This window comes from Xanthomonas sp. GPE 39 (genome assembly GCF_000963005.1).
Lineage (GTDB): Bacteria > Pseudomonadota > Gammaproteobacteria > Xanthomonadales > Xanthomonadaceae > Xanthomonas_A.
Genome location: NZ_JZHZ01000007.1, coordinates 3,316,987 through 3,340,997, shown reverse-complemented (window position 1 = coordinate 3,340,997; position 24,011 = coordinate 3,316,987). Strand labels below are relative to the sequence as shown.

The following is a 24,011-nucleotide window of genomic DNA, read 5'->3' as shown; positions in this document are numbered from 1 at the left end:
TCTTTCTGTGGATGCCTGTCATGACGCTTCGAACCTCGCTTGCCTGTGCCTGTACGCTGGCCGTTGCTGGCGCCCTGCTCACGCCCATGGCGCAAGCGCTCAAGCCCACTCACGGGGTGACATCGCCTGCAGCGGACGCGGCGCTGCGCGCGGCCATCGATGGTAGCTGGCGTGCTCCTGCCAACGTTGCGCGCGATGCGTATCGCCATCCCGACCAGACGCTGACGTTCTTCGGTATCAAGCCGACGCAGACAGTGATCGAAATCACTCCCGGTAGCGGCTGGTATGCGGAGATCCTGGCACCGTATCTACGCGAGCGCGGTCACTACATCGCTGCCGTGGTCGATCCGGCTGCGGTCCCGGAAGGGCGTCGCGACTATCAGCAGAAAGCGCGCAGCGGCCTGGAAGAGAAGTTCGCTGCCGCACCGGCGCAGTACGACCACGCCCACATCGTGGCGTATTCGCCGAGCGCTCCGGTGTTCGGCCCGCCAGGATCAGCGGACCTGGTGCTGACGTTCCGCAATGTGCACAACTGGCGCAAGGCCGGACAGGCCGAAGGCATGTTCAAGGCGTTCTACCAAGTGCTCAAACCCGGCGGCGTGCTCGGTGTGGTTGAACATCGCGCCAAGGCCGACCTGCCAGCCGACGACAAGAGCGGCTACGTGGGTCAGGCGCAGGTGATCGCGATGGCTGAGGCAGCGGGTTTCGCACTGGTCGGCAAGAGTGAGATCAACGCCAATCCGCGCGATACCAAGGACTATCCCAATGGCGTGTGGACGCTGCCGCCGAGCAACCAACACGATGCGGCCGATAATGCCAAGTATCAGGCCATCGGGGAGAGCGACCGGATGACCTTGAAATTCGTCAAGCGCTGATGCGGTCGTTGCACATGGCGGTATGCGCGCGTGGTGCATGCCCCGCGTCGCGCTGTGCGGCGCGGCTGTCGCGTGGTCCGCGGCGTCGATGCTGATTGCCTTCAACAAGCCGTTCAACGTGCTGTGCCAGTTCACCGACCGTAGCGAGCCGCGGCGGCGAACGCTGGCCGAATTCGGTTTGCCTGGCGATGTGTATGCAGCGGGACGGCTGGATTACGACAGCGAAGGCTTGTTGTTGCTGACCGACGACGGCGCGCTCGCGCATCGTCTCACCGACCCGCAGCACAAACAGCCCAAGACCTATTGGGTGCAGGTGGAAGGCGTACCGCAGCAGGAGCAACTGCAGCGCTTGGGCGATGGGGTGATGTTGAATGATGGCCCCACTGCGCCGGCCCAGGTCAGCGTGCTGGATGCTGCACCGGCGTTGTGGCCGCGCGACCCACCGGTGCGTTTCCGCAAGACTGTGCCCGATGCCTGGTTGCAGATCGTGCTGCGCGAGGGCCGCAACCGTCAGGTGCGGCGGATGACCGCTGCGGTTGGCTTGCCGACCCTGCGCCTGGTGCGTGTGGCGATAGGAGCGCACCGGCTCGATGGTCTGGCGTCGGGGAGTTGGCGCGCGCTGTAGACGCGGCAGTCGATGCTGTTTGACCTGATTGCGCATGGATCGCTCGCATCGCAGTGCGTCGGTGGCGGCAATGTGCCGCACGTCATCGAATATACCGCCTCGCTGCGCATTAGAGCATATCCTCTATCAAACAACGGAAATTCCATACACATGATCGGAATTTCCGTATAACCTGTGGGCTAACGTGTCGTCTTGATTGCGCGCCAGGCAATGACCATGGCTGGCTATGGCCTTGCCGATTCATCGGCAGGTCAGCCTGCTGGTGGCATCGGTCCATGACGTAAGATCGCAGACGTAGATGGGAAGCTAAGTCAAAACCAAAAGGAAAGGTCACGCGCGATGAGCCAGGACACCGACGATCACGAAGATCACAGCGACAATCCTTATCGCCCGCGCAAATTCAAGGTGCGCGATCTGTTGCACGATGCGCAATTACTGCGCGATATGGGGATTATCAATGCGCAGTTGTGCGCCCGGCTGGGCCCACTGCCACCTGGCGGATTGCCGGTGCAACCCAAACGCAAACCCGCGTCCTCGCCGTGTCTGCCTGCCGCTGCATCTGCGCCCATCGCCCCGAGGACGACCCGATGAAACTGCACCACCTTGCCGCCACCGCGATCATGTCGCTGGCCCTGACCGCTGCTGGGTGCTCCAAAGGCATCGATGTCGGCAATGAAGGTGCCACCGGGCACCTCAATCCACATCCAGTTAAACGCTACGAAGTGATTGCTACTTCACATGCACCGGGGCCGTGGGATTCGATCAAAGCGTATATCGAATACGACGTCATCAATGAAAAATGCGTGCCGATGATGTCGTCCGTTGGTGTGCGGAAAGTGCCTGGTACCGAGTTCGATGTTCACATGACACAGGTGGACGATCACACATGGAAGGGATATTTCTACCGCGACCCCTTGCTAGATGAGGATTATTTCAAGCTTGGCGTCTGCCATTGGGATGTCACCAGCGTGGGCGTTAGTGCGACTGGTCAAGGAGTAATTTTCAACTGGAGCGGCATGTTGAACCAGCTACTGCGAGAAAGTCAGGAGACGACCTATTTCAAGAAGAGTGCATACGGCGATCAGTCTCTTGTTCAATATGGCGCTCAGGAGCTCACGGCAGAAGACACTGAGGTGATTCAATATCCAGAGACTCATTTCTCAGTCACCATCGCTGTCAAGGAAGCCAGGCAATGAATGCTGCCGATCAAGCGTGAGCCGACGCGGCCAATGACTCTTAAGCCCGGACAAGGTCCTGGCCGAGCATCGTTTCAGCGAAGCGTCGCAACGCTGCGCGGACCACCAGAGTGCCTTCGAGCATTTCACCTGGGAGGTTGCTCACGAACGTGCCGAACGGTGGTGACTCTGGCGACTCCAGAGAATGTGCAAGCGCTCAAAGACGCGCACTACCTCGACGTCAGCCACGGCGCATCGTCCCCAATCCGCTGCCGGCCAAGCTTATGAGACCGTCACCCATCCAGGGCAGTGGTTCGGTCAGAGCGCGGCAGCCGCATCCACACCACATCCTGCCGTGGACAGGCAACAGGCGCAGCAACACCAAGCGCCGCATATGGTGCAGCCCCCACGCATGTACATGCACAACCTCCACAGCACACCCTCACCGAGCTCATAGGCAGGTCATGCAGTGGCGGCATCAGCCCCATGCAGTAAGATCGCAGGCGCAGTGGGGAGGCTTGCTCAAAATCAAAAGGAAAGGTCACGCGCGATGAGCCAGGACAGCGACGATCAAGACGATCACAGCGACAACCCCTATCGCCCGCGCAAACTCAAGGTGCGCGATCCGCTGCACGATCTGCAGCTCCTGCGCGATATGGCCATCATCAATGCGCGGGTGCGTGTCGAGCTGGGGCCACTGCCACCTAGTGGATTGCCGGTGCAACCCAAGCGTAAACCCACGCGGCCACCGCACCTGCCTGACGCCGCATCCGCGACCCATTCCCCCGAGGACGACCCGATGAAACTGCACCACCTTGCCGCCACCGCCATCATGCCGCTGGCCCTGACCGCTGCGGGTTGCTCCAAAGGCATCGATGTCGGCAATGACGGCGCTACCGGTCACCTCAATCCGCACCCGGTCAAACGCTACGAAGTGATTGCCACCTCACATGCGCCGGGGCCGTGGGATACGATTGAGGCATACATCGGGTATGACGTCATCAATGAGAAATGCGTGCCGATGATGCCGTTCGTTGGTGTGCGGCAGACGCCTAATACTGGACTCGATGTTCCCATGACACAGGTGGACGATCACACGTGGAAGGGGTATTTCTACCGCGACGCCTTGCTGGATGAGGACTACTTCAAGCTTGGTGTGTGCCACTGGGATGCAACCGGTGCTGGCATTTCGGCGATTGCCAAGGGGGTAAGGTTCAATTGGGGCGGTATGTTGGTGGAACTCCTGCATGACAGTCCAGAGACGAGCTATTTCAAGAAGAGTGTGTACGGGGACCTTTCTTTCGTTCCTTATGGTGCGCAGGACCTAGATCCTAGCGACCCTGAAGTGCTTAAACACCCTGATGCGTATTTCCCTGTCACCATCGCTGTCAAGGAAGTCAAGCCATGAATTCCTCCGATCAGGCACGCGCCGACGCTGCTATTAACTCCTATAGAAACCGTTTGCAGAGTGAAGTTGATAGCACAAAACGTATATATCTAGATGGTGATAAATATACCGTCTTTGGCTACGCAAACGATCCTATCAGTGGTTTTCATGCCACGGCTTACCGCAATAGAAAAACAAACGAAGTCATCATCGCCTACCGTGGTACCGACACGGATTTATTTACCGGCGAGACCAAGGCGGAAAAAGCAGGCCATGCGCTCACCACCCTCCAGGACATCGCCGTCGATGCCACGATGGTGCGCGACGCCGTCAATCCACAAAAGGCCGCCGCTGATGCGTTCACCGCACAGATGCTCGCCAAGGCTGCTGCACGAGGCATCCCAAAAGAACACGTGACCGTCGCCGGTCACTCCCTCGGCGGCGCACTGGCGCAGATCGAAGCGGCCAAATACGGCCTGGCCGGCTCAACCTACAACGCCTATGGCGCTAGGGGGCTGACCGATGGCACCCCGCAGCCCGGCTGCCACGTCACCAATTACCGCATGGCGAACGATGTGGTGAGCGCGGCCAGTCCTCACGTCGGCAGCATGGTGTCGTTGGCCAGTCATGACGATGTGCAGAGTCTGCGCGTTGGCCGTTATCTGGATGCGCCCGTCGGCGCACCGCCACCCAATGTGCTGATGGCAACGCGATGGGGGGACCACGGCGCTGCCCAGCACTTCGGCAGCCAAAGTCCCGACAACGTCCTGGCCCCGCAGCGGTTCAGTGAAGCGTCGCAGCGTTACGCGGACCACCAGAGTGCCTTCGAGCATTTCACCTGGGAGGTTGCTCACGAGCGTGCCGAACTGTCCCAGGCGTTGCGCCAACTACGCGCGCACCCTGACCAAACCCACCTGCCAGCGGATATCCAGCGGCAGGTGAACGAATACCTGGCGTTGAACTTCGACACGCCGCTGCGCGAGGGCATCGAACATCACGCATACGTACAGAGGAAAGCACNCATGCGGTACACGACATGGACGAGCGAATGGCCTCGGCGGCGCATCGGGCGGGCATTGCGGCTTTTCCCTTGAACCCCATGGGGGCGCTGACCGGTCTGGCGGCACGTTCGCGCAACACGGACAGCGCGCAAACCATGGGGATACCATCATCCATGCCTCCGGTGTCGCACTAACATGAAACCCACTCTGTCGTTGCTCGCCCTTTTCCTTAGCCTATCCGCAGGATGTTCTATGTCGCACGGTGATCCAAAGAATCCAAAGCACAACCCACATCCGGTCAAACGCTACGAGGTCATCGTCACGGCGGATGCGCCGGGGCCGTGGGACTCGGTGAAAGGCTACTTGGAATATAAAGTTTCAAATCAAGAATGCACCCCGGAAGATAAGTTCCTTGGCGTGCATGTCATGCCGCCAATCGTGGGGCAGGATTTCGAGATGACGCGCATCGATGAAAAGACCTGGAAGGGATATTTCTATCGAGACTTCATGCAGGATGAAGATTACTATGGTTTAGGTTATTGCCATTGGGAGCCTTCCAGTGTGGGCGCCTCATTTGTTGCAAAAGGCGTGGCATTTGGTGCTGGGTCAGTATTTGAGGATTTCTTGAAAAATGGCTCGCAGACAGACTATTTCAAGAAAATAGACTATGGCAATCCAGGCTCTGTGCGCTATGGCGCGCTTGGTTATTCATCAATAAATCCAGATTACGTCAAAAATCCTAATTCATTTTTCCCAATTGTCATGACAGTCAGGGAGATTGCGCCATGAGTTCTAAGGATCAAACACGAGCCGATGCGGCGATTGATGCCTATAATGATCTAAGGCAGAGTGGCGCTGGCAATAAAGTTAATTTCACCTATTTGGATGGGCGTCGGTACGAAATATTCGGTTACAAAAGTGATCCATCCACCGGGTTTCACGCGACTGCCTATCTCAATAGAGATACAAATGACATCATCATCGCCTATCGCGGTACCGATCCAGATCTGCTGCACCACACGCGCACCACCGTGTCGGATGCAATCGCCGACCTCACGATGGTGCGGGATCGAGTCAATCCGCAGAAGGCGGCTGCCGATAGCTTCACCCGGGAGATGCTCGACAAGGCGCAGCAGCAAGGCATTTCCAAAGACCACATCACCGTCTCCGGTCACTCCCTCGGCGGCGCACTGGCGCAGATCGAGGCGGCGGAGTTTGGTCTGCGCGGCGCCACGTTCAATGCCTACGGCGCGGTGAGCCTGAGCCACCACGTGCCGGAGGGCGGCAGGCAGGTGACCAATTACGTGATGGCCGGCGATCCGGTCAGCGCGGCCAGCCGCCATTACGGCATGGTGGTGATCTTGGCCAGCGCGGAGGATGTGCAATCGCTCCGGACAGGGGGTTATCTCGGCGCCAGCCCCGGCGCCGCGCCGCCCAATCCGTTGCGGGCGATGCGCCTGGGCGATCACAGCGGCACCCATTTCACTGGTCCACAGAGTGTGCTTGAGCCGGCTAGGCTGGCGCAGCACCAACAACAGTACGCGCACAACAAGGCCGCTTTCGATCAATTTCACCTGGACGTCCATCGGGACCGCGAGGCGTTGAGCGCGGCGCTTCAGCAAGTCACTGCGCAGGCGCTTCAGGCACGGGCGGAACATGCCTACGACGCGGCCAAGCACAGCGTTTCGCGCGACATCGACGCGGTCGAACACACCGCTGGGCAAGCCTACGACACGCTGACGCATCCGGGTCAGTTGTTCCAGCACAGCGCGCAAGCCGCGTCCATCTCTCCCACAGCGACGCACGCGGATACGTCCTCCTCTTCATCATCTGCTGCTGGGTCCGTGCCACCACCCGTCATGGACAGGCACACGTCGATGCAGGAAGACCACGCCGCCCAACAGCACCACGAACGCATACAACAGGCGCCGCAGCACGCGCCGCAACTGGCGCAAGCGCATTCGCAGACACATGCGCCGACGTCACATGACAACGCATTGGCTCCACAAAAACCAGCCAGCGTGGACATGCAGGAACAGGAGCGGATCGCGCAACTGCAGCAGCAGGAACAGCAAGCGCAGGCAGCACGCGAGCAGCAACACCGCCTCGCGCAGCAACACGCGCAGTTGCACCGCCAAGCCATGGATGCGCAGCAACACGAACGCGAACAGCGCCATAGCCAAGACACCCGTTCGCATCAACACGAACAGCGTCAGGCCGCCGAATCGATGTTGCATACCCCGCCAGTGGCGCACGCACCACAGCTCCCGCTGATGACGGCACATCCCCTGGAGCCTGGCGACCGCAGCGTCGCCGTGCAGTCCTTGCAACAACATTTGCAGAGCATCGGCGCCACTGACCACGATGGCAAGGCCATCCAGGACGACAAGGACTACGGCCCCCGCACCCAACAGGCGGTAGAGAATTTCCAGCGTTGGGCTGGCCGCGAGCCGACCGGCATCGCCGACCCAGGCACGCTCGAAGCACTGCACACGCATGCCCAGTTCGCCACGCGGCAGAAGACACAGGACCTCGCCACCGACCGCCATTTGGCAGGCCAAGCTAAGCCTGCTCCCTCCCATTTGACCGATGCCGTCGCCGAGCGCTCGAACCCGCCTCGTCCCGACCTCGCCACTGCGCAGCAGCAGGCAGCCCCAAAAGCGCTGGAACCCTACAGCAGCCCCAATTCCCCGCTGCACGCGCTCTACGCACAGACCAAAACCACCATGGAGGGCAGGGGCATCTCGGTGTCCGAGGAACGCATGCACCAGCTCGTCGGCAAGATGGCGCTCCAAGGAATGAACACAGGAGGGAAAAACGATTTCGTGGTCAAGGGCGATACGCTCTATGGCCGCAATCTCGATGTCCCTTATAACCACTTCATGCTGGACATGAGCGAACCTGCGCCATCGGTGCAGTCCACGCTTCAGCACGTGCAGACCCAATTGCAGACACAGGAGGCGGAATTGACGGCCATGCGGCAGCAACAGCAGCAACATCAATACGAGCACCCGTATGTTCGATAGCCAGACCGATGGCATGAGCGCCACAGCACGCGATACACACAGACAGGGAATTGTTCGATAAGCCAAAGACGGCTGAATGGCAGGAGCACGAGCAGGCGCGGATCGTGCAATTGCAGTAGGAACAGCAAGCGCAGGTGGCGCACGAGCAGCAGCATTACCTCGCGCAAGCAATACCACCAGTTCACCACCATGCCAAGGACGCGCGGCAATGCGAGCAGGAGCAGTGCGATAGCCAGGGCACCGGTTCCACACCCGCAGCAACAGCGCCAAGCCGAGTACCTGCGCGAAAACTACTCCCGCAGTCCATGCCAGGGCCACAGGCGCGTACCCGGTTGAACAACCCGATTGGTCTTGCTCCGCAGACCGTCACCTCCTCCATCGAAATGGCGCGGGTGTCGCTGAACATTCTCAGCAGCCCGATGCTGTGGGCGCGGCGATCAGTCGTAGGCAGACGTGGTGGATGACCGCGGAGGTCGTCGCGCGTTTTGTCAGCACTAGCCGTGCGCACAAAAACGCGATCCAGTGGTGTCGCCCGGTCGCGGCGTTGTGTCTGGCTGCGGCCGGGCGATGTCGCGACGCGACTGCTTATTGTTCGGTGGCGTCCTGTGCGGTCTTGCTACGGCGCACGCGGCGTGTGGCCGATGTGCTGCGGCCCGCACCGCTGTTGCTATTGCTGCGCTTGCTGGTCTCGATGCGCTGTGCCTTGCCCTCGATGGGCGCGGTTTTGTCGCGTTGGCGCTTGCGATAGAGGGCGTAACCGATCAGGCCCACGCCTACCGCTGCCGCCGCAATCGCTAATGCCGGATTGCGGCGCACTGCATTGCGTGCTGCCTTGCCGCCGGTCTTCACCGCGCCCAGCGCCGCGCCCGTTTTGATTGCGCCGATGGTCATACCCGAGTGCAACCACTTGTTCGCCTGCGGGCCGAGATGCTTGAGACTATCTCCGGCATGGCTGGCCAGGTCCAGAGCGCGGTCGGTGATGATGGTCAGCTTGCTCATGGGCGTTCCTACGTGCAGGAAGGAAGGGAGCTAGTGTCCCTCGCATAGCGTATACAGCACGTTAGCGCTGTAACCCCGATGCGGCTGCGCGCTGAAGATCGTTGCGCGCAAGCAACATGCGCTAGAAGCGGCGCAGGACGTGTCGTGCGTTGTTGTCGGGCGGGTGCGCTCAGCGCCGCCTTGGTTTTGTTAGCGACGCTAGGTGCCGCGCGGTTTGGCGCGGTGGCTGGCGGTGGCGGTCCAGGGGTCATCGGGCCACGGATGGCGTGGATAGCGGCCCTTCATTTCTTTCTTCACTTCCGGGTAGGTGTTGGACCAGAAGTTGCGCAGGTCTTGGGTGACTTGCAGTGGCCGTCCACCGGGCGAGAGCAGGTGCAGCACCAGTGGCACGCGGCCATCGGCGATGCGGGGGGTGTCGGTCAGTCCGAACAGTTCCTGCAGTTTGACCGCCAGTACCGGCGGTTGTGGTTGGCCGGCGTGGTCCAGCGCGTAGTCGATGCGCCGCTCCATGCCCGATGGCACCGCGATGCGCACGGGGGCGTGGCGGTCGATGGCTTGGCGTCGGTCCCACGGCAATCGTGTTTTCAATGCCTCTGCGAGTGCGTCCTCGCCGAGTGCGTCGAGCCGGGTCTTGCCGACGAAGGCCGGACGCAGCCAGTCCTCCAGGCTGTCCAGCAGCGCTGTATCGCGCAGATCCGGCAGGTCCAGTTCCGGCATCCATGTCCGCAGCCCGATCACGCGCGCACGCCATTGCCGCACGTCCTCGCTCCACGGCAATGCGTGCAGGCCCAGCTCGCGCACTGCTTCGGTCAGTGCGGTCGCCGCATGCGCCGGGTCGACGCGACCGGCAGGGCGGCTGTCGAGCACGATGCGGTCGAAGCGGCTTTCGCGCAGCGCGCTTAGCGCACGCCGTTCTGCATCCCAGCGCACCACGTCCTGTTGCACGAAGCGCTGCGGAAATTGCGCACGTAGGGCGTTCTCGTCCACTGGCGCGGCGCGCAGCAGCAAGGCGTCCTTGGCCTCGTGGCGTAGTTCGGTGGCGACCAGCCAGGGTTCCCCGCGCAGGTCGCTGTGTTCGAACAAGCGTGCGCTGCGCCCGTTGGCCAGCAGGTAGCGCAACGGATCATGCGGGTGACGCACGCCGATACGGTCGGGAAAGGCGTGGGCGAGCAGGTCGCCGAGCACGTGCGCGTCCACGCTCTCCGGCGCAACGGCAGTGTTACGTAAACGGCGCCGCCATTGCGCGGCGGCGGCATCGATTGCGGCCAGACCACCACGGTGGGCATCGTGCGGCACGCGTCCGCGACGGAATGCGGCCAGCGCGCGCCAACGCGCGGCCAGCGCATCGCCACCCTGGCGTAGCGGGTCGCGTGCCTCGATCAGCGCGGCTAGATCGCAGGCCAACGCTTGGGTGCGCGCATCCGTGGCCGCCAACAGCATCGCCGCCAGCCGTGGATGCGTGCCGAGTGCCAGCATGCGGCGGCCATCGGCGGTGATGAGCTGGTTTGCGTCGAGCGCGCCGAGCCGTTGCAGTAATTCGCGCGCGGCAGCGAGTGCGCCGGTCGGCGGTGGATCGACGAAGCGCAGGCCGTCGCTGCCCCAGGCGGCCAGTTCCAGCACCAGGCCGGCCAGTTCCACTTGCAGGATTTCCGCGCGCCGTTGTGCCTCCAGGCGCTGCGATTGTGGCCACAGCCGATACGCCCAGCCACTGGCAACGCGACCGGCGCGGCCAGCGCGCTGGTCGGCGGAAGCCTGCGCGATAGTCGTCACGTCCAGGCGCGAGAAACCGCTGTTGGGATCGTAATGCGGTTCGCGCGCCAGCCCCGCGTCGATCACCACGCGCACGCCGGGCAGGGTGACCGAGGATTCGGCCACGTTGGTCGCCAGCACCACGCGTCGCCGGCCATGCGGATCGGCTTGCAGAACCTTGCTCTGCTGCTCGACCGGCAACTCGCCGTGCAAGGGCAGTACCTCCACCCTGTTCGCTGCTGCCGCGTGGAGCGCAGGGGGCGCGGTGTCGTGTGCTGACGGACAAGCGCCTGGATGTGTCGCGCCGGCGTCCGCGCTGTTGCCCGTTGCAATCCCACCCGCTTCCAGCGCCGCGTGTACCCGCGCGATCTCGCGTTGCCCTGGCAGGAATACCAGCACATCGCCGGGATGCTGCTGCAGCGCGTGGTCGATGGCGCGGCGCGTTTGTGCTTCCAGCGATTCCTCGCGTCGTGCCGGGAAATGCGCGATCTCCACCGGGAAACTGCGCCCGGCGCTGGACAGTCGCGGCGCGTCGAGGAATTGCGCCAGGCGTTCGCCGTCCAGTGTCGCCGACATCACCACGATGCGCAGGTCCTCGCGCACTTGTGCCTGCACGTCCAGCGCCAACGCCAGGCCCAAGTCCGCAGCCAGGTGGCGCTCGTGGAATTCGTCGAACAGCAGCGCGCCGATGCCCTCGAGCAGCGGATCGTCCTGCAGCATGCGGGTCAGGATGCCCTCGGTGACGACCTCGATGCGGGTGCGTGCGGAGATCTTGTTCTCGAAGCGGATGCGGTAGCCCACGGTCTCGCCGGGGGCCTCGCCGCGCTGTTGGGCCATGAACGTGGCGGCGCTGCGCGCGGCGACCCGGCGCGGTTCCAACATCACGATACGACGGCCCTGTAGCCACGGCGCGTCCAGCAAGGCCGGCGGCACCTGGGTGGTCTTGCCGGCGCCGGGTGGGGCTTCCAGCACCAGGCGCGGGTGGGCGGCGAGGCTGTCGCGGATCTGCGGCAGGAGTGGATCGATCGGAAACACGGTGGACGTCATCGGCCAAGGATACGGGGCGGGCGCGTCGCTGTAGAGCGGCAGTGCCGGTCTGGCCCGTACAATCGTTCGCTTTCCTGGCTGCTCTTGCGCGTATCCGCATGACCTTGATCGATATCGGCGCCAATCTTACTCATGACTCCTTCGACCGCGACCGCGACGCGGTGCTGCAACGTGCCCGCGCCGCTGGTGTCGCGCAGATGGTGGTCACTGGCGCCAGCCGCGAACACTCGCCGCTGGCCTTGCAACTCGCGCAGCAGCATCCCGGCCTGCTCTACGCCACTGCCGGCGTGCACCCGCACCACGCGCTGGAATACACCGCAGAGTGCGATGCCGAGCTACGCGCGCTGCATACCCATGCCGAGGTAGTGGCGGTGGGTGAATGCGGCTTAGATTATTTCCGCGATTTCTCTCCACGCCCGGCGCAGCACCGCGCTTTCGAGCGGCAACTGCAACTGGCCGCCGACATCGGCAAGCCGCTGTTCCTGCATCAACGCGATGCGCATGCCGATTTCCTGGCGTTGATGCGGCAGTTCGATGGCAAGCTCGGTCCGGCGGTGGTGCACTGCTTCACCGGCACGCGCGAGGAATTGTTCGATTATCTTGACCGCGATTGGTACATCGGTATCACCGGCTGGCTGTGCGACGAGCGCCGTGGCGCGCACTTGCGCGAATTGGTCAGGCACATTCCCGCTGCACGGTTGATGATCGAAACCGATGCGCCCTACCTGCTGCCGCGCACGCTCAAGCCGACACCGAAGGACCGACGCAACGAGCCGGCGTTTCTGGCACATATCGTCGAGGAGTTGGCGCGCGACCGTGGCGAGGACGTGGCGACCACCGCGATGACCAGTACCGCAGCGTCGCGGGCGTTTTTCCGTTTGCCTGGCGTGGCGTGAGTCGCCCTGTGGGGCGCAACGGGATTTCCAATTCCCGCCCTTGTGCAGGCTGGCAGTTGTAGGAGCGGCGGGTACCTAGGATGGTTGCATGCGCCGTGCTGACGTTCGGATGCGATTGGCTGGCAACGCCAGTGCAACGCAGCGTCTAGGGTGCAGATAGGGTGGTCTGATACGCCTGTAGATGGCAGTAAGCGGCCATCAGCAGTGGCGCAGCGTGACCGGCGTTGCGAGCACGCACCAACATATCGCCGACGATGTGCTGTGCTTCCACTTGGTGTCCTGCTTCCAGATCGCGCAGCATCGAGGCTTTCATCGGCGAGCCGGGCCGGGTCAACAAGTGCAGTGCGTTGGCCTGCGCCGCGTCGGGGATCGGCTCGCCGGCGGTGTCGGCGACGGCCACGCACTCGGCATACAGCCCGCATAGCAGTGCCACGCCGTCATCGCTGGCGACGATCGCCCCGATCGGTGCGCGCATCAGGCAGGTCGCTGCGGCGAGTGCGGTCAGGAACGTGTACTTGATCCATTGTTCCTGTGCGATCCGTGGTGTGGCCAGGTGATCCAGTCCGGCCTGCGTGCAGGCGGCGGCGAAGGCGCGCACACGCGGGCTGTCGCTGCCGCGTCCATCGCGCTCGCCGAAGGTGAGCGATGCTGGTTTGGCCAGATGCTGTACCGTGCCATCGCGGTCGAGCACGGCATTGATGAAGCACAGTCCACCCAGCACATGTTCGGCGCCGAAGCGGGCGTCCAGCAGTGGGTAGTGGCGCAGGCCATTGAGGATCGGCAGCACGCAGGTATCCGGGTGCAGCGCTGGAGCGACTGCCTCCAGTGCGCTGTCCAGGTCGTAGGCTTTGCAACTGAGCAACAGCAGATCGAACGGCTGCGCATCGGCAACCGACACCAACGTGTCGGCGGTGAGCGTGGTCACCGCGATCGTCGCGTCGCCATGCGGGCTGCGGATGCGCAAACCGTCGCCGCGCAACTGCGCCGCACGCGCTGGCCGCACCAAGAAGCTGACATCGACGCCCGCTTGTGCGAGGCGTCCACCAAAGTAACCGCCGGTCGCGCCGGCGCCGAGGATCAGGATGCGCATGCGGTCTTGTTCGCCACTGTCAGCTACGCAACCCGACCCCGCGCCGCAGCAGCCACAGCGCCAGTGCCGCCAGCGCCGCGACGAAGCCCAGCATCAGCGTATAGGCCACCCACAGTGGCACGTCGCTGGTGCCAAGCAGTCCATAGCGGAAGGCGTTGACCATGTAGAAAATCGGGTTGGCGTGGGTGGCGGCCTCGGCCCAGCCCGGCAGCAGCTTGGTCGAGTAGAACACGCCGCCAAGGTAGGTCATGGGAGTCAGGATGAAGGTCGGGACGATTGCCACGTCGTCGAATTTCTTCGCGTACACCGCGTTGATGAAGCCGGCCAGGGAGAAGATGGTCGCGCCGAGCAGGAATGTGCTCAATGTCACCAGCGGATTCGGAATGTGTAGCTGCGTGAAGCACATGGCGATAATCAGCACGATGACCCCGACCATCAGCCCGCGCAGGACCGCACCAGCGACGTAGCCCCACAAGATCACCCAGTTGGGCATCGGGCTGACCAGTAATTCCTCGACATGGCGACCGAACTTGGCACCGAAGAACGAGGAACTGATATTGCCGTAACTGTTCTGGATCACGCTCATCATCACCAGGCCGGGCACGATGAATTGCATGTAGCTGTAGCCGCCCATCTCGCCGATGCGCGAACCGATCAAACCACCGAAGATCATGAAGTACAGGGTCATGGTGATCGCCGGTGGCACCAGGGTCTGGCCCCAGATGCGCAGAATGCGCTTGACCTCGCGGCGCACGATGGTCAGCAGGGCGACCCAGTTGCGTTGCGCGGGGGTGGGATCGGAGAAGTGTTGCGGGGATGCGGGAGGCGTGGTCATGGTCGTCGCCGTGTGGTTAGGGGGAGGCGGGCGGTTGCGGCGCGGCGGTATTGCCCGATCCGGTGTTGCGGTGTTCGCCGGTGAGGCGGACGAACAGTTCTTCCAGACGGTTGCTCTTGGTGCGCATGGATCGCACGCGGATACCAGCATCGCCGAGTGTGGCGAACACCCGGTTGAGGTCCATCGCGCGTGGCATGTCCAGGTCCAGGGTGTGCGCGTCCTGCGCCAACAGGGTGGTGCCTTCGATGCTCGGCAACTGCGCCGGCAATTGGCCATCGATATCCAGCAGGAAACCTTCCACGTCCAGTTTGGCCAGCAATGCGCGCATCGGGCCTTGTTCGACGATGTGGCCGCGGTCGATGATCGCCAGGTTGCGGCACAGATTTTCCGCTTCCTCCAGGTAATGCGTGGTCAGGATGATGGTGGTGCCCGCCGCATTGATCTCGCGTAAAACGCGCCACATGTCGCGGCGGATTTCGATGTCCACGCCAGCGGTGGGTTCATCGAGGATCAGCAGGCGTGGTCGGGTCATCATCGCGCGGGCGATCATCAGGCGTCGCTTCATGCCGCCGGACAGCGTGCGGCTCATCACCTGCGCTTTTTCCCACAGGTGCGCGCGGCGCAGTTCGGTCTCGGCCAGTTGTTCGGCCTCGGCGCGCGGCATGCCGTAGAAACCGGCGTAGTTGACCAGGATGTCGAATGGTTTTTCGAACAGGTTGAAGTTGATTTCCTGCGGCACCAGGCCGATCAGGCGCATTGCGGCGCTGCGCTGGGTACTCAGGTCGGTGCCGAACACCTCGACCTGACCGGCGCTGAGGTTGACCAGCGAGCTGATGATGCCGATCAGGGTGGATTTGCCGGCGCCGTTGGGGCCAAGCAGGGCGAAAAAGTCGCCAGGCATCACGTCCAGCGACACGCCGCGCAATGCTTGCACGCCGTTGTCGTAGGTCTTGCGCAGGTCGCGTACCCGAAGTGCGGGCGTGGGGGAATGCGAGGGCATGGGGGATGGGGGAGTCAAAGTAGGCCTTCGCGCCGCGTCGACGGCGCTGGAGAAGTGCAGCGGCTATTATAGAAGACCGCGTGGCGTCGCCCACGGCCATAGACTGTTGCAACGACGTGCCTGCCCAATTCCCGCTGAAGTTGGTCGATCGCCGCATGCTGGCGCCATCCGTCGGCCATTACCGTTTCGTTCGCGACGACGGAGAGCCGTTGCCGTTCCTGCCTGGCCAATTTGTGCAGGTGCATTTTCAGTATGCCGACGGCACCGCCACCAAGCGCAGCTATTCTCTGGCCACTCGCCACGACCCGGCGCAGGCCGCCGATGCGACGGTGGAGATCGCGGTGAGCTTTGTCGCTGGCGGCGCGGCCACTGCCTTGTTCGAGGCGCTGGAAATCGGAGGTCAGGTGGTGGCGAGCGGCCCCTTTGGACGTTTCTGTTTGCAGCCGGAGGAGACCAACCGCCGTTACCTGCTGATCGCCACCGGTACCGGCGTCACGCCGTATCGCTCGATGCTGCCGTTGCTGGAGAAGGCGATGGCCGAACGCGGCGTGGAGGTGGTGCTGCTGCTGGGCGCACGGACACCGGACGAATTGCTGTATGGCGATGAGTTCCGTGCCTTTGCCGACGCGCATCCGCGTTTCCGCTTCGTGCCGTGTTTTTCGCGCGAATTGCCGCAAGCGCCGCATGCCGATGTACGCCATGGGTATGTACAGCAATGGTTGCCGGAATTTGCACCGCAGGCCGAGGGCGATATTGCGTATCTATGCGGCAACCCGAACATGGTCGATGCCTGCTTCGAGGCGTTGAAGGACGCTGGCCTGCCGGTGCAGCACATTCGCCGCGAGAAGTACGTCAGCAGTAAGTAGCGTTTGTCTACGCGTGCGGTTTGTCAGTGCGCCTGGGTGTTTCCTCTGGCACGCCGCATACGCGCCTCATTCAAGCAATGTTTCCCTGTTGTAAAGGAAGCTTGACATGAAGAATTTCGGCGTGCATTCTCCTGTCAAGTTCGCTTGACAGGAGGGCGTATGCGGAATACGACGATGGGCCATGGTGGCGGTGGCGTCCAATGGTGCGTGACGATGGTCGGGGGTGAGCAGTGAGCGGGTGCAAGCGCAATGCAATTGCGGCGTTGTGCCTGAGCGTGGTGTTCCTAATGGCTGCCGTTTGGTTGCCGTTTCACGGTGATGTGCATTTACGTAGGCGGTGCTTTAGCGCCAGCATCGTGTGTTTGGTTCTGGCGCTGCTTTCGTGGTGGTCGCCGGCCAGCCTGCTTGATAGCGCGTTGCCGTCACTGGCGCGGCGCTACTACCGCGAATTCTTTCCACCGATGCTGGCTTACGTGTTGGTGATGCTGGGCTGGAAGCGTTTGCTTGGCGGCGTCGATAGCCTCTGGTTACGTATGGTGATCGCGTTACTGCCTGCGTTGCTGCTGCTGTTGGTGATCCGTGCGGTAGCACGTTTCGTGCGCGACTCCGACGAAATGCAGCGGCGCATCGAACTGGAATCAATCGCTCTCGCTGCCGGCTTGCTCTGTGCTGGGTACATGACGGCAGGTTTTCTACAGGCCGCCGACATGATCACGCTGCCGGCGTCGGAGGTGATGCTGTGGGTATTTCCTGCGCTGTGCATCGCTTACGGGATGATCAAGATCGTGAACGCGCGCCGCTATCAATGAATAACCGGATCCGCGAGCTACGCGAGACGCGTGGCTGGTCGCAAGGCGAACTGGGCGAGCGTCTGGGCGTGTCGCGGCAGACCATCAATGCACTGGAAACCGGCAAGTACGACCCGAGCTTGCCGCTGGCATTTCGCATCGCGCGGCTGTTCGGGCACCGCATCGAGGACATGTTTCTTTACGAGGATCCTGCGTGACCCCACATGCATCTACTAACAACGACGTGGTGCCCTGGCATGGCATCCTGCGTGGCATGACTTCAAGGATGCGCCCCATGCGATACCGTTCGATGCCGTTGGCGATCATGGCGGCCACCCTTTTGCTGGCCGCTTGCCAGGCCAATCCGGTGCCGGCAGCGCAGACGCCGGGACGCAGCTACGGCATGCTGCGCTTCCATCCTTGCACATTGACCAGTCCGCTTGCGGCCAACAACGTCGAGGCGCAGTGCACGCGCATGCCGGTGGCGGAGAATCCGGCCGCACCGAACGGGCGCAAGATCGCGCTCAACATCGCCTGGTTGCCGGTGACCGGTCAGGGCAGCAGCGACCCTGACCCGGTGTTCTTCCTGGCCGGCGGCCCGGGTCAGGCTGCCACCCAGGTCGCCAGTATTGTCGATCTGGCATTGCACGAAACGCGTAGGCGCCGCGATGTGTTCCTGATCGATCAGCGCGGCACCGGGCAGTCCAATCCGTTGACCTGCCTTGGCGCGGACGGCAAGACCTTGCCGCCGGCCGACTCGGTGCGCGCGCCCAGCCCTGCAGAAGTGCTCGATTACGCCAGGCGTTGCGCGCAATCGCTCAAGGGGCACGCCGACCCGCGCCACTACACCACCACTCAGGCGATTGCCGACCTGGATGCGGTGCGCACAGCGCTGGGCGTGGACAAGATCAATCTCATCGGGGGCTCCTATGGCACCCGTGTCGCTCAGCAGTACGCGCGTGGCTATGCGGCGCATGTGCGCAGCGTGGTACTCGATGGCGTGGTGCCGAATGATCTGGTGGTCGGCGGCGAATTCGCCACGACCTTCGAAGATGCGATCACCCTGCAGGCGCAGCAGTGCAAGGCCACGCCGGCGTGCGCCAAACGCTTCCCGGTCGATACGCGCATGCAGTTGCGCACGGTGGTGGAGCGGCTGCGGCAGACGCCGGTGGCGGTGGATTATCGCGACCCGGCCAGTGGTCAGAGTACGCACGATCAGGTCACTGCCGATACCGTCACCAACCTGGCGTTTTCCTTTTCCTATGCGCCGCAAACCTCCGCGTTGCTGCCGTTGACCCTGGACGAGGCCGCCCATGGTCGCTATGCGCCGTTGATGTCCCTGGCACGGATGATGGACTTGCAGATGCAGGATCAAATGAACCGTGGCATGCAGTGGTCGGTGATCTGCGCCGAAGACGCCGACCGTTACCGCGCACCGGCACGGCACGACACCCTGCTCGGGCCGGAGGTGGCGCGGATGTTTTTCGCCGCCTGCCCGGCCTGGCCGACGGGCACCCGCCCCGCCGATTTCACCGCGCCGTTGAACTCCAACCTGCCGGTGTTGCTGACCTCGGGCGAACTAGATCCGGTGACCCCGCCGCGCTATGCCGAGCGCGTGCTGCGCGATCTGCCCAACGGCCGCCATCTGCTGCTGCGCGGACAGGGGCACGGCACCATGACCTTGGGGTGCATGCCCAAGTTATTGGGTCGGTTCTTCGAAACCGCCGATGCCAAGCACCTCGATGCCAGTTGCCTGGATGCGATGCGCGGCGTGCCTGCCTTCACTTCATTCAATGGATGGGAACCATGAGCTGCGCATCGTTAGACCGGGAGAGTTGCGCATGATTCTTGTCGACAACGTGCATAAGGCATTCAAGACCAAGGCCGGTCGCGTGCAGGCGGTGCGGGGGGTCAGCTTCGAGGCCGCAGATGGCCAGATCACCGGCTTGCTCGGTCCCAATGGCGCCGGCAAGACCACCACTTTGCGCATGCTCTATACGCTGATGGCCCCCGACCAGGGCCAGGTGCGCGTGGATGGCATCGACGTCGCCGAAGATCCGTTGGCGGTGCGGCGTGCGCTGGGCGTGCTGCCAGACGCACGCGGCGTGTACAAGCGTTTGACCGCGCGCGAGAACATCGCCTACTTCGGCGAACTGCACGGTTTGTCGGCGGCGCGGATTGCCGAGCGCACCCAGTTGTTGTCGGCGGCGCTGGACATGGACGATATCCTCGACCGGCAGACCGAAGGCTTCAGCCAGGGCCAGCGCACCAAGACCGCGATTGCGCGCGCGCTGGTCCACGATCCGCGCAATGTGATCCTCGACGAACCTACCAACGGCCTGGACGTTATGACGACCCGTGCGCTGCGCGGTTTCCTGCGCGGACTGCGCGCGCAAGGACGCTGCGTGATCTTTTCCAGCCACATCATGCAGGAGGTGGCGGCGCTGTGCGATCGCATCGTCATCGTCGCCAACGGCACGGTGGTGGCCGCGGGCACCGCTGAGGAGCTGCGTGCGCTGACCGGCGAAGACAATCTGGAAGACGCCTTCGTCAAGGCGATTGGCAGCGACGAGGGGTTACACGCATGAGCCTGCTCCACACTGTATTCACCGTGATGCGCAAGGAACTGCGCGACCTCTCGCGTGATCGCCGCACTCTGGCGCTGGCGTTGTTGGTCGGCCCGCTGCTCTATCCGGCGCTGATTTTGGGAATGGGCGCGTTGGCCGAGAGCCGGGTCCGCACCCAGATCGACAAACCGCTGGACATTCCGGTCATCGGCCGTGAGCGCGCGCCGAATTTGGTGGCGTTTCTCGCCATGCAGGGATTGAATGCGGTTCCACCCCCGAAGGACTTGAGCGCAGCGATCCGCAGTCAAACCGTGGACCTGGCGTTGAAGATCGACGAGGACTACCCGAACGCCTGGCACCAGGGACACCCGGCGCTGGTGGAGATCATCAAGGACAGCACCCGCCGCGATGCCGATATCCCGACTACCCGGGTGCAGGCGGCGCTTAGCATGTACAGCCAGCAGGTCGGCGCGCTGCGGCTGATGGCGCGCGGGATCGATGCGCAGGTCGCGCGACCGCTGGACGTGGCTGTCCAGGATCTGGCCACGCCCGAAGCCAAGGGTGCGGCATTGCTGGCGATGCTGCTGCCGGTGCTGCTGACCATCACCTCGTTCATCGGTGGTGCTCACTTGATTCTCGACGCCACCGCTGGCGAGCGCGAGCGACAGTCGCTGGAGCCGTTGCTGGCCACGCCGGCCTCGCGCAGCGCCATCGTCAGCGGCAAGATCGCCGCTGCCTGCCTGGTCGGTTTGGTCTCGCTGCTGCTGACCCTGCTCGCGTTCAAGCTCAGCGCGCAAGTCGCCAGTGGCATCGGCCAGCAACTCAACGTTAGTGTCGTGGCGATGTTGCAGATGCTGTTCGTGCTGTTGCCGATGTTGTTCATCGGGACCTCGCTGCTGACCGTGCTGGCCGCAGCGGCCAAGAGCATGAAGGAGGCGCAGAGCCACATGGCCTGGCTGATGCTGCTGCCGATGCTGCCCGGTTACGCGCTGATGGTGTATCCGCTGAAAACCATGCCATGGCAGTTCGCGGTGCCGTTTCTGGCGCAGAACCAGATGCTGCTGAAGATCATCCGCCGCGAGCCGATCGACCCGCAGATCTGGGCGGTCTATCTGATCGCCGGTTTCGGCTTGGCCGCACTGTTATGGTTGGCTGCGGTGCGCCGTTACCGCCAGGAGCAGTTGGCGATTGCCGGATAGCAACGGCTGGGCGGATGCGGCCTGCCTGCTGAGGTGCTGCGTGCCTTGGGCGCGGTCGTGCGCTCTCCATGCCTTGGCGTCGTTGGCGGCTGTGCTCGGCATCGCTTGTGTGAGCACGACTCGATGGCGCGTCGCGTTGGCTTGGAGTGGCGAACAAAACCTCGCCAGTCGCTATCGGCTGGGGGCGGACAGTGCGCAGGAACCGCCGTGTATACGGGGCCGAGCACTGCCCGCGCACGTCCGGCGGTGATGCCGTTCTTACTCTTAACCGCCGGGGTTGAAGGCCAGTGTGCGTCGCGTGGTGATCGGTGCGCTGACCGGCTCGAAGCGCCAGCGCTTGGTCGCGCTCAACGCCTCGTGGTCGAACACATGCCCCGGGGTGGAACGCAACACGCGCGCGTTGGTGACCGCGCCGTCGGTGCCGACGGTAATCTCCACCAACACTTCGCCGGCGATGGCCGAGCGCAGTGCTTCTGGCGGATAACGAGGTGCCGGAGTACTGATCGGACGCAACGCCTGCACGCTGGCTGTGGATGCTGCGGGCGTCGGCGCTGGAGCCGGCGTCGCGGCTCGTTGCTGCGCGGCCGGTTGCGGCGCGGCAGCCGTTGTGCTGGGCGCGAGCTGGGGTGGTGTTTCCTGGCGCGCGCTTTCGCGGCGTGCGGCCTCCTGTTGCGCGGCCATCTGTTGCGAGGCCTGTGCCTGGCTGGTTTGCGGTTGCGCCTGTTTCTGTTGCTCGCTGGCCAGTTTGGTTTTCTGTTCGGCCGCTTTCTTGGCTTTTACGGCTTCTTCCTGGCTACGCTGTGCCACGGTCTGCATGCCTTTGCTCACGCCCTGCTTGAGCCGTGGCAAGGCCGGTGCCTGGCTGTCTATCTTCTCGATCAAACCGATCAGGCGCTGGGCTTCCGGGAAATCCTCGCGGTTGATGCTCTGTTCGGCGGCGATCAAGGTGTACGGCATGAGATCGGTCAGCGCGCTCTTCACCCCGGCATCGTCCGGCTGCTTGTCGCGTAGCCCCAAGTAGTATTCCACGGCATTGTTGCCGGCAGGCGTATACATGCGGTTCTGGCGTAGCGCCTCGCTGGCCGAAGCGCGCAATTGCTCGGTGTCCATCGATTGCACGTTGCCCGAGGCCGCGGGCGTCGTCGGCACACTTGCTGCGGCGCTGGCCGGTGTGGCGTCGGGCGCGGCCTTTTCTTGTTTGGAACACGCAGCTAGCGTGGCCAGCAGCAGGGTCGCGACGATGTGGCGCGTCCTGGCGAATGTAGTGTCGTGCGGCATGCTTTTTTCTGATCCCCGGTGATGACGATGTCGCGATGCGGATAGTGTTGCTGGCGTATTTGCGACGGCATCCCCGTTCCCCTTGCCGTCAGCGCACTGCGTGAGTCAATCTAGCATCCGTTGGTATTGCATGCGTGCCAGTCCTCGTCGGATGGAGGAAAAAGCGTGACCCTGGGCACGCTGGTCAGTGCGTTGGTTTCGCTGGCGAGGCCATCAGCCGGTCGGTCCAGGCGATGCCGATCGCCGATAGGATAAAGATGCCATGGATGATGGTCTGCCACAGAACTCCGTCGTGGGTCAGTGTCGCGCAGCTTTTCAGATCCACTGTCGCCGCGGCGCTCGCCAATTGGTCCGGTGAACACAGCGGCATACCGCCGAGCGCGCCGACGGCGATGAAGGTCTTGAGCAGGTGGATCGAGGAGATGCCGATGATCGACAGCGCGAGCTTCACTTTCAGCACGCTGGCGTTGACGTGGCTCAGCCATTCCGGCTGGTCGGGATGGCCTTCCAGGCGCAGCCGCGAGACAAAGGTTTCGTAGCCGCCGACGATCACCATCACCAGCAGGTTGGAGATCATCACCACATCAATCAGGCCAAGCACGATCAGCATGATTTGCTGCTCGCTCAGGTCCGGCGCTTCGTGGATCAGGTGCCATAGTTCTTTGCCGAAAAGAAAAACGTACACGCCCTGGGCCACGATCAATCCCAGGTAGAGCGGCAATTGCAGCCAGCGCGAGGCGAAGATCAGGCTGGATAGTGGAGTCAGGCTAGGGTGCGGGCGCTGGAGCGTCATGGGTCGGAATGTCGCATTGCGTCAAACAGCCAGGGTACCCGCCCTGCGGCAATGCTGCCAAGCGCAGGCGGCCGTTACACTGCGAGTTCCTCGAAAGGACAGGACTGAGCTCATGATCGATCTGTATTACTGGCCGACGCCCAACGGGCACAAGATCACCCTGTTGCTTGAGGAGGCTGGGCTCGATTACACGCTCAAGCCGGTCAACATCGGCGCTGGCGAGCAGTTCCAACCGGCGTTTCTGGCGATCTCGCCGAACAACAAGATACCGGCCATCGTCGATCACGCGCCGGCCGATGGCGGTGCGCCGCAGCATGTGTTCGAGTCCGGCGCGATCTTGCTGTATCTGGCCGAGAAGACCGGCCGTTTTCTGCCGAGCGATCCGCGTCAACGCAGCGTCGCGCTGGAATGGTTGTTCTGGCAGATGGCCGGTCTCGGCCCGATGACCGGGCAGATGGGCCATTTCAACGTCTATGCGCCGGAAAAGATCGGCTATGCGATCGAGCGCTATGGCAACGAGGTACGCCGTCTGCACGGCGTGCTCGACACGCGTCTGGCGCACAGCGCGTATCTGGCCGGCGAGGAGTACGGCATTGCCGACATGGCGAGCTATCCGTGGATCGAGGTGTACAACGGCTTGATGCCGGACTATGCCGCGTTCCCGCACCTGCAACGTTGGCACGATGCGATTGCCGCGCGTCCGGCCACACAGCGCGCCTATGCGTTGAAGCAGCGGGTCAATCCGAACGCCGGCAAGCCGCTGAGCGAGGCCGAGCGCAAGCACTTGTTCGGCCAGCGCTGAGCCGTCGCGCTTC

General features: G+C 63.0%; 23 protein-coding genes. 16 read left to right on the top strand and 7 right to left on the bottom strand.

The features are described from left to right. The first annotated feature begins 20 nt into the window (after positions 1-20). The 8 genes from XALGPE39_RS14030 to XALGPE39_RS15325 all read left to right on the top strand — a co-directional run bounded on the left by XALGPE39_RS14030 (position 21) and on the right by XALGPE39_RS15325 (position 8,089). Positions 21-875 (top strand): class I SAM-dependent methyltransferase, encoded by an 855-nt coding sequence (locus tag XALGPE39_RS14030; protein ID WP_045728711.1) that lies wholly within the window; start codon positions 21-23, stop codon positions 873-875. 88 nt (positions 876-963) lie between these two features. Further along, a complete protein-coding gene (locus XALGPE39_RS14025; RefSeq protein WP_045729239.1) occupies positions 964-1,500 on the top strand; it encodes a pseudouridine synthase in 537 nt (178 codons plus the stop codon). 339 nt (positions 1,501-1,839) lie between these two features. Continuing rightward, positions 1,840-2,091, top strand: a complete 252-nt coding sequence (locus tag XALGPE39_RS14020) for a hypothetical protein (RefSeq protein ID WP_045728710.1) — start codon at positions 1,840-1,842, stop codon at positions 2,089-2,091. Next, on the top strand, positions 2,088-2,696 hold the full coding sequence (locus tag XALGPE39_RS14015) for a hypothetical protein (protein ID WP_200893886.1): 609 nt from the start codon (positions 2,088-2,090) through the stop codon (positions 2,694-2,696). Before XALGPE39_RS14020 ends, XALGPE39_RS14015 begins: the two co-directional genes overlap by 4 nt. Positions 2,697-3,225: 529 nt before the next feature. Then, the gene (locus XALGPE39_RS16515) at positions 3,226-4,083 is read left to right on the top strand and encodes a hypothetical protein (protein ID WP_235429825.1); all 858 of its coding nucleotides are present in this window, start codon (positions 3,226-3,228) and stop codon (positions 4,081-4,083) included. Beyond that, complete coding sequence (locus tag XALGPE39_RS15845; protein ID WP_152624917.1) at positions 4,080-5,156, top strand: hypothetical protein; 1,077 nt, start codon at positions 4,080-4,082, stop codon at positions 5,154-5,156. The genes XALGPE39_RS16515 and XALGPE39_RS15845 overlap by 4 nt, the downstream gene beginning before the upstream one ends. A gap of 102 nt (positions 5,157-5,258) precedes the next feature. Continuing rightward, on the top strand, positions 5,259-5,852 hold the full coding sequence (locus tag XALGPE39_RS14000; RefSeq protein WP_235429824.1) for a hypothetical protein: 594 nt from the start codon (positions 5,259-5,261) through the stop codon (positions 5,850-5,852). Next, entirely contained in the window at positions 5,849-8,089 is a 2,241-nt protein-coding gene (locus tag XALGPE39_RS15325; RefSeq protein WP_082061908.1) for a peptidoglycan-binding protein, read from the top strand. The genes XALGPE39_RS14000 and XALGPE39_RS15325 overlap by 4 nt, the downstream gene beginning before the upstream one ends. Before the next feature lie 585 nt (positions 8,090-8,674). Here XALGPE39_RS15325 and XALGPE39_RS13990 read toward each other — a convergent pair. Both XALGPE39_RS13990 and hrpB read right to left on the bottom strand, forming a co-directional pair. Beyond that, positions 8,675-9,088, bottom strand: coding sequence for a hypothetical protein (locus XALGPE39_RS13990; RefSeq protein ID WP_045728708.1), 414 nt, complete (start codon positions 9,086-9,088; stop codon positions 8,675-8,677). Positions 9,089-9,286: 198 nt separating this feature from the next. Next, positions 9,287-11,884 carry an ATP-dependent helicase HrpB gene (gene hrpB / locus XALGPE39_RS13985; protein ID WP_045728707.1) on the bottom strand — a complete coding sequence of 866 codons (2,598 nt, stop codon included), beginning with the start codon at positions 11,882-11,884 and terminating at the stop codon, positions 9,287-9,289. Between the two features lie 98 nt (positions 11,885-11,982). On the opposite strand from hrpB, the gene XALGPE39_RS13980 reads away from it, so the two are divergent. Beyond that, positions 11,983-12,780 (top strand): TatD family hydrolase, encoded by a 798-nt coding sequence (locus XALGPE39_RS13980; protein ID WP_045728706.1) that lies wholly within the window; start codon positions 11,983-11,985, stop codon positions 12,778-12,780. Positions 12,781-12,925: 145 nt separating this feature from the next. Here the strand turns inward: XALGPE39_RS13980 and panE are convergent, their stop codons facing one another. The 3 genes from panE to XALGPE39_RS13965 are packed head-to-tail and all read right to left on the bottom strand — an operon-like array spanning position 12,926 to position 15,705. Then, complete coding sequence (panE, locus tag XALGPE39_RS13975; protein ID WP_045728705.1) at positions 12,926-13,870, bottom strand: 2-dehydropantoate 2-reductase; 945 nt, start codon at positions 13,868-13,870, stop codon at positions 12,926-12,928. A 19-nt stretch (positions 13,871-13,889) separates the two neighbouring features. Continuing rightward, positions 13,890-14,705, bottom strand: a complete 816-nt coding sequence (locus XALGPE39_RS13970) for an ABC transporter permease (protein WP_045728704.1) — start codon at positions 14,703-14,705, stop codon at positions 13,890-13,892. Between the two features lie 16 nt (positions 14,706-14,721). Beyond that, on the bottom strand, positions 14,722-15,705 hold the full coding sequence (locus tag XALGPE39_RS13965) for an ABC transporter ATP-binding protein (protein ID WP_045728703.1): 984 nt from the start codon (positions 15,703-15,705) through the stop codon (positions 14,722-14,724). A 155-nt stretch (positions 15,706-15,860) separates the two neighbouring features. Here XALGPE39_RS13965 and XALGPE39_RS13960 point away from each other — a divergent pair, with 155 nt between their 5' ends. From XALGPE39_RS13960 to XALGPE39_RS13935, 6 genes are all read left to right on the top strand, one after another. Next, entirely contained in the window at positions 15,861-16,571 is a 711-nt protein-coding gene (locus tag XALGPE39_RS13960; protein WP_045729234.1) for an FAD-binding oxidoreductase, read from the top strand. 230 nt (positions 16,572-16,801) lie between these two features. Then, a complete protein-coding gene (locus tag XALGPE39_RS13955; RefSeq protein WP_045728702.1) occupies positions 16,802-17,380 on the top strand; it encodes a hypothetical protein in 579 nt (192 codons plus the stop codon). Next, positions 17,377-17,577 (top strand): helix-turn-helix transcriptional regulator, encoded by a 201-nt coding sequence (locus XALGPE39_RS13950; RefSeq protein WP_045728701.1) that lies wholly within the window; start codon positions 17,377-17,379, stop codon positions 17,575-17,577. Before XALGPE39_RS13955 ends, XALGPE39_RS13950 begins: the two co-directional genes overlap by 4 nt. Positions 17,578-17,654: 77 nt before the next feature. Further along, entirely contained in the window at positions 17,655-19,169 is a 1,515-nt protein-coding gene (locus XALGPE39_RS13945) for an alpha/beta hydrolase (RefSeq protein WP_045728700.1), read from the top strand. 31 nt (positions 19,170-19,200) lie between these two features. Beyond that, on the top strand, positions 19,201-19,947 hold the full coding sequence (locus XALGPE39_RS13940) for an ATP-binding cassette domain-containing protein (protein ID WP_045728699.1): 747 nt from the start codon (positions 19,201-19,203) through the stop codon (positions 19,945-19,947). Next, the gene (locus XALGPE39_RS13935; RefSeq protein ID WP_045728698.1) at positions 19,944-21,125 is read left to right on the top strand and encodes an ABC transporter permease; all 1,182 of its coding nucleotides are present in this window, start codon (positions 19,944-19,946) and stop codon (positions 21,123-21,125) included. The genes XALGPE39_RS13940 and XALGPE39_RS13935 overlap by 4 nt, the downstream gene beginning before the upstream one ends. A 264-nt stretch (positions 21,126-21,389) precedes the next feature. Here the strand turns inward: XALGPE39_RS13935 and XALGPE39_RS13930 are convergent, their stop codons facing one another. Further along, positions 21,390-22,403 (bottom strand): energy transducer TonB, encoded by a 1,014-nt coding sequence (locus tag XALGPE39_RS13930; RefSeq protein WP_045728697.1) that lies wholly within the window; start codon positions 22,401-22,403, stop codon positions 21,390-21,392. A 184-nt stretch (positions 22,404-22,587) separates the two neighbouring features. After that, positions 22,588-23,196, bottom strand: a complete 609-nt coding sequence (locus tag XALGPE39_RS13925) for a TIGR00645 family protein (protein ID WP_045728696.1) — start codon at positions 23,194-23,196, stop codon at positions 22,588-22,590. Between the two features lie 112 nt (positions 23,197-23,308). Here XALGPE39_RS13925 and XALGPE39_RS13920 point away from each other — a divergent pair, with 112 nt between their 5' ends. After that, positions 23,309-23,998: a glutathione binding-like protein gene (locus XALGPE39_RS13920; RefSeq protein ID WP_045728695.1), complete on the top strand. Its 690-nt coding sequence runs from the start codon at positions 23,309-23,311 to the stop codon at positions 23,996-23,998. Positions 23,999-24,011: the final 13 nt, after the last annotated feature.

What these genes read in the sequence shown, in the direction of transcription:
- XALGPE39_RS14030 (WP_045728711.1), top strand. Translation starts at nt 21, where the DNA reads ATGACGCTTCGAACCTCGCTTGCCTGTGCCTGTACGCTGGCCGTTGCT.
- XALGPE39_RS14025 (WP_045729239.1), top strand. Translation starts at nt 964, where the DNA reads ATGCTGATTGCCTTCAACAAGCCGTTCAACGTGCTGTGCCAGTTCACC.
- XALGPE39_RS14020 (WP_045728710.1), top strand. Translation starts at nt 1,840, where the DNA reads ATGAGCCAGGACACCGACGATCACGAAGATCACAGCGACAATCCTTAT.
- XALGPE39_RS14015 (WP_200893886.1), top strand. Translation starts at nt 2,088, where the DNA reads ATGAAACTGCACCACCTTGCCGCCACCGCGATCATGTCGCTGGCCCTG.
- XALGPE39_RS16515 (WP_235429825.1), top strand. Translation starts at nt 3,226, where the DNA reads ATGAGCCAGGACAGCGACGATCAAGACGATCACAGCGACAACCCCTAT.
- XALGPE39_RS14000 (WP_235429824.1), top strand. Translation starts at nt 5,259, where the DNA reads ATGAAACCCACTCTGTCGTTGCTCGCCCTTTTCCTTAGCCTATCCGCA.
- XALGPE39_RS15325 (WP_082061908.1), top strand. Translation starts at nt 5,849, where the DNA reads ATGAGTTCTAAGGATCAAACACGAGCCGATGCGGCGATTGATGCCTAT.
- XALGPE39_RS13990 (WP_045728708.1), bottom strand. Translation starts at nt 9,088, where the DNA reads ATGAGCAAGCTGACCATCATCACCGACCGCGCTCTGGACCTGGCCAGC.
- hrpB (WP_045728707.1), bottom strand. Translation starts at nt 11,884, where the DNA reads ATGACGTCCACCGTGTTTCCGATCGATCCACTCCTGCCGCAGATCCGC.
- XALGPE39_RS13980 (WP_045728706.1), top strand. Translation starts at nt 11,983, where the DNA reads ATGACCTTGATCGATATCGGCGCCAATCTTACTCATGACTCCTTCGAC.
- panE (WP_045728705.1), bottom strand. Translation starts at nt 13,870, where the DNA reads ATGCGCATCCTGATCCTCGGCGCCGGCGCGACCGGCGGTTACTTTGGT.
- XALGPE39_RS13970 (WP_045728704.1), bottom strand. Translation starts at nt 14,705, where the DNA reads ATGACCACGCCTCCCGCATCCCCGCAACACTTCTCCGATCCCACCCCC.
- XALGPE39_RS13965 (WP_045728703.1), bottom strand. Translation starts at nt 15,705, where the DNA reads ATGCCCTCGCATTCCCCCACGCCCGCACTTCGGGTACGCGACCTGCGC.
- XALGPE39_RS13960 (WP_045729234.1), top strand. Translation starts at nt 15,861, where the DNA reads ATGCTGGCGCCATCCGTCGGCCATTACCGTTTCGTTCGCGACGACGGA.
- XALGPE39_RS13950 (WP_045728701.1), top strand. Translation starts at nt 17,377, where the DNA reads ATGAATAACCGGATCCGCGAGCTACGCGAGACGCGTGGCTGGTCGCAA.
- XALGPE39_RS13945 (WP_045728700.1), top strand. Translation starts at nt 17,655, where the DNA reads ATGCGATACCGTTCGATGCCGTTGGCGATCATGGCGGCCACCCTTTTG.
- XALGPE39_RS13940 (WP_045728699.1), top strand. Translation starts at nt 19,201, where the DNA reads ATGATTCTTGTCGACAACGTGCATAAGGCATTCAAGACCAAGGCCGGT.
- XALGPE39_RS13935 (WP_045728698.1), top strand. Translation starts at nt 19,944, where the DNA reads ATGAGCCTGCTCCACACTGTATTCACCGTGATGCGCAAGGAACTGCGC.
- XALGPE39_RS13930 (WP_045728697.1), bottom strand. Translation starts at nt 22,403, where the DNA reads ATGCCGCACGACACTACATTCGCCAGGACGCGCCACATCGTCGCGACC.
- XALGPE39_RS13925 (WP_045728696.1), bottom strand. Translation starts at nt 23,196, where the DNA reads ATGACGCTCCAGCGCCCGCACCCTAGCCTGACTCCACTATCCAGCCTG.
- XALGPE39_RS13920 (WP_045728695.1), top strand. Translation starts at nt 23,309, where the DNA reads ATGATCGATCTGTATTACTGGCCGACGCCCAACGGGCACAAGATCACC.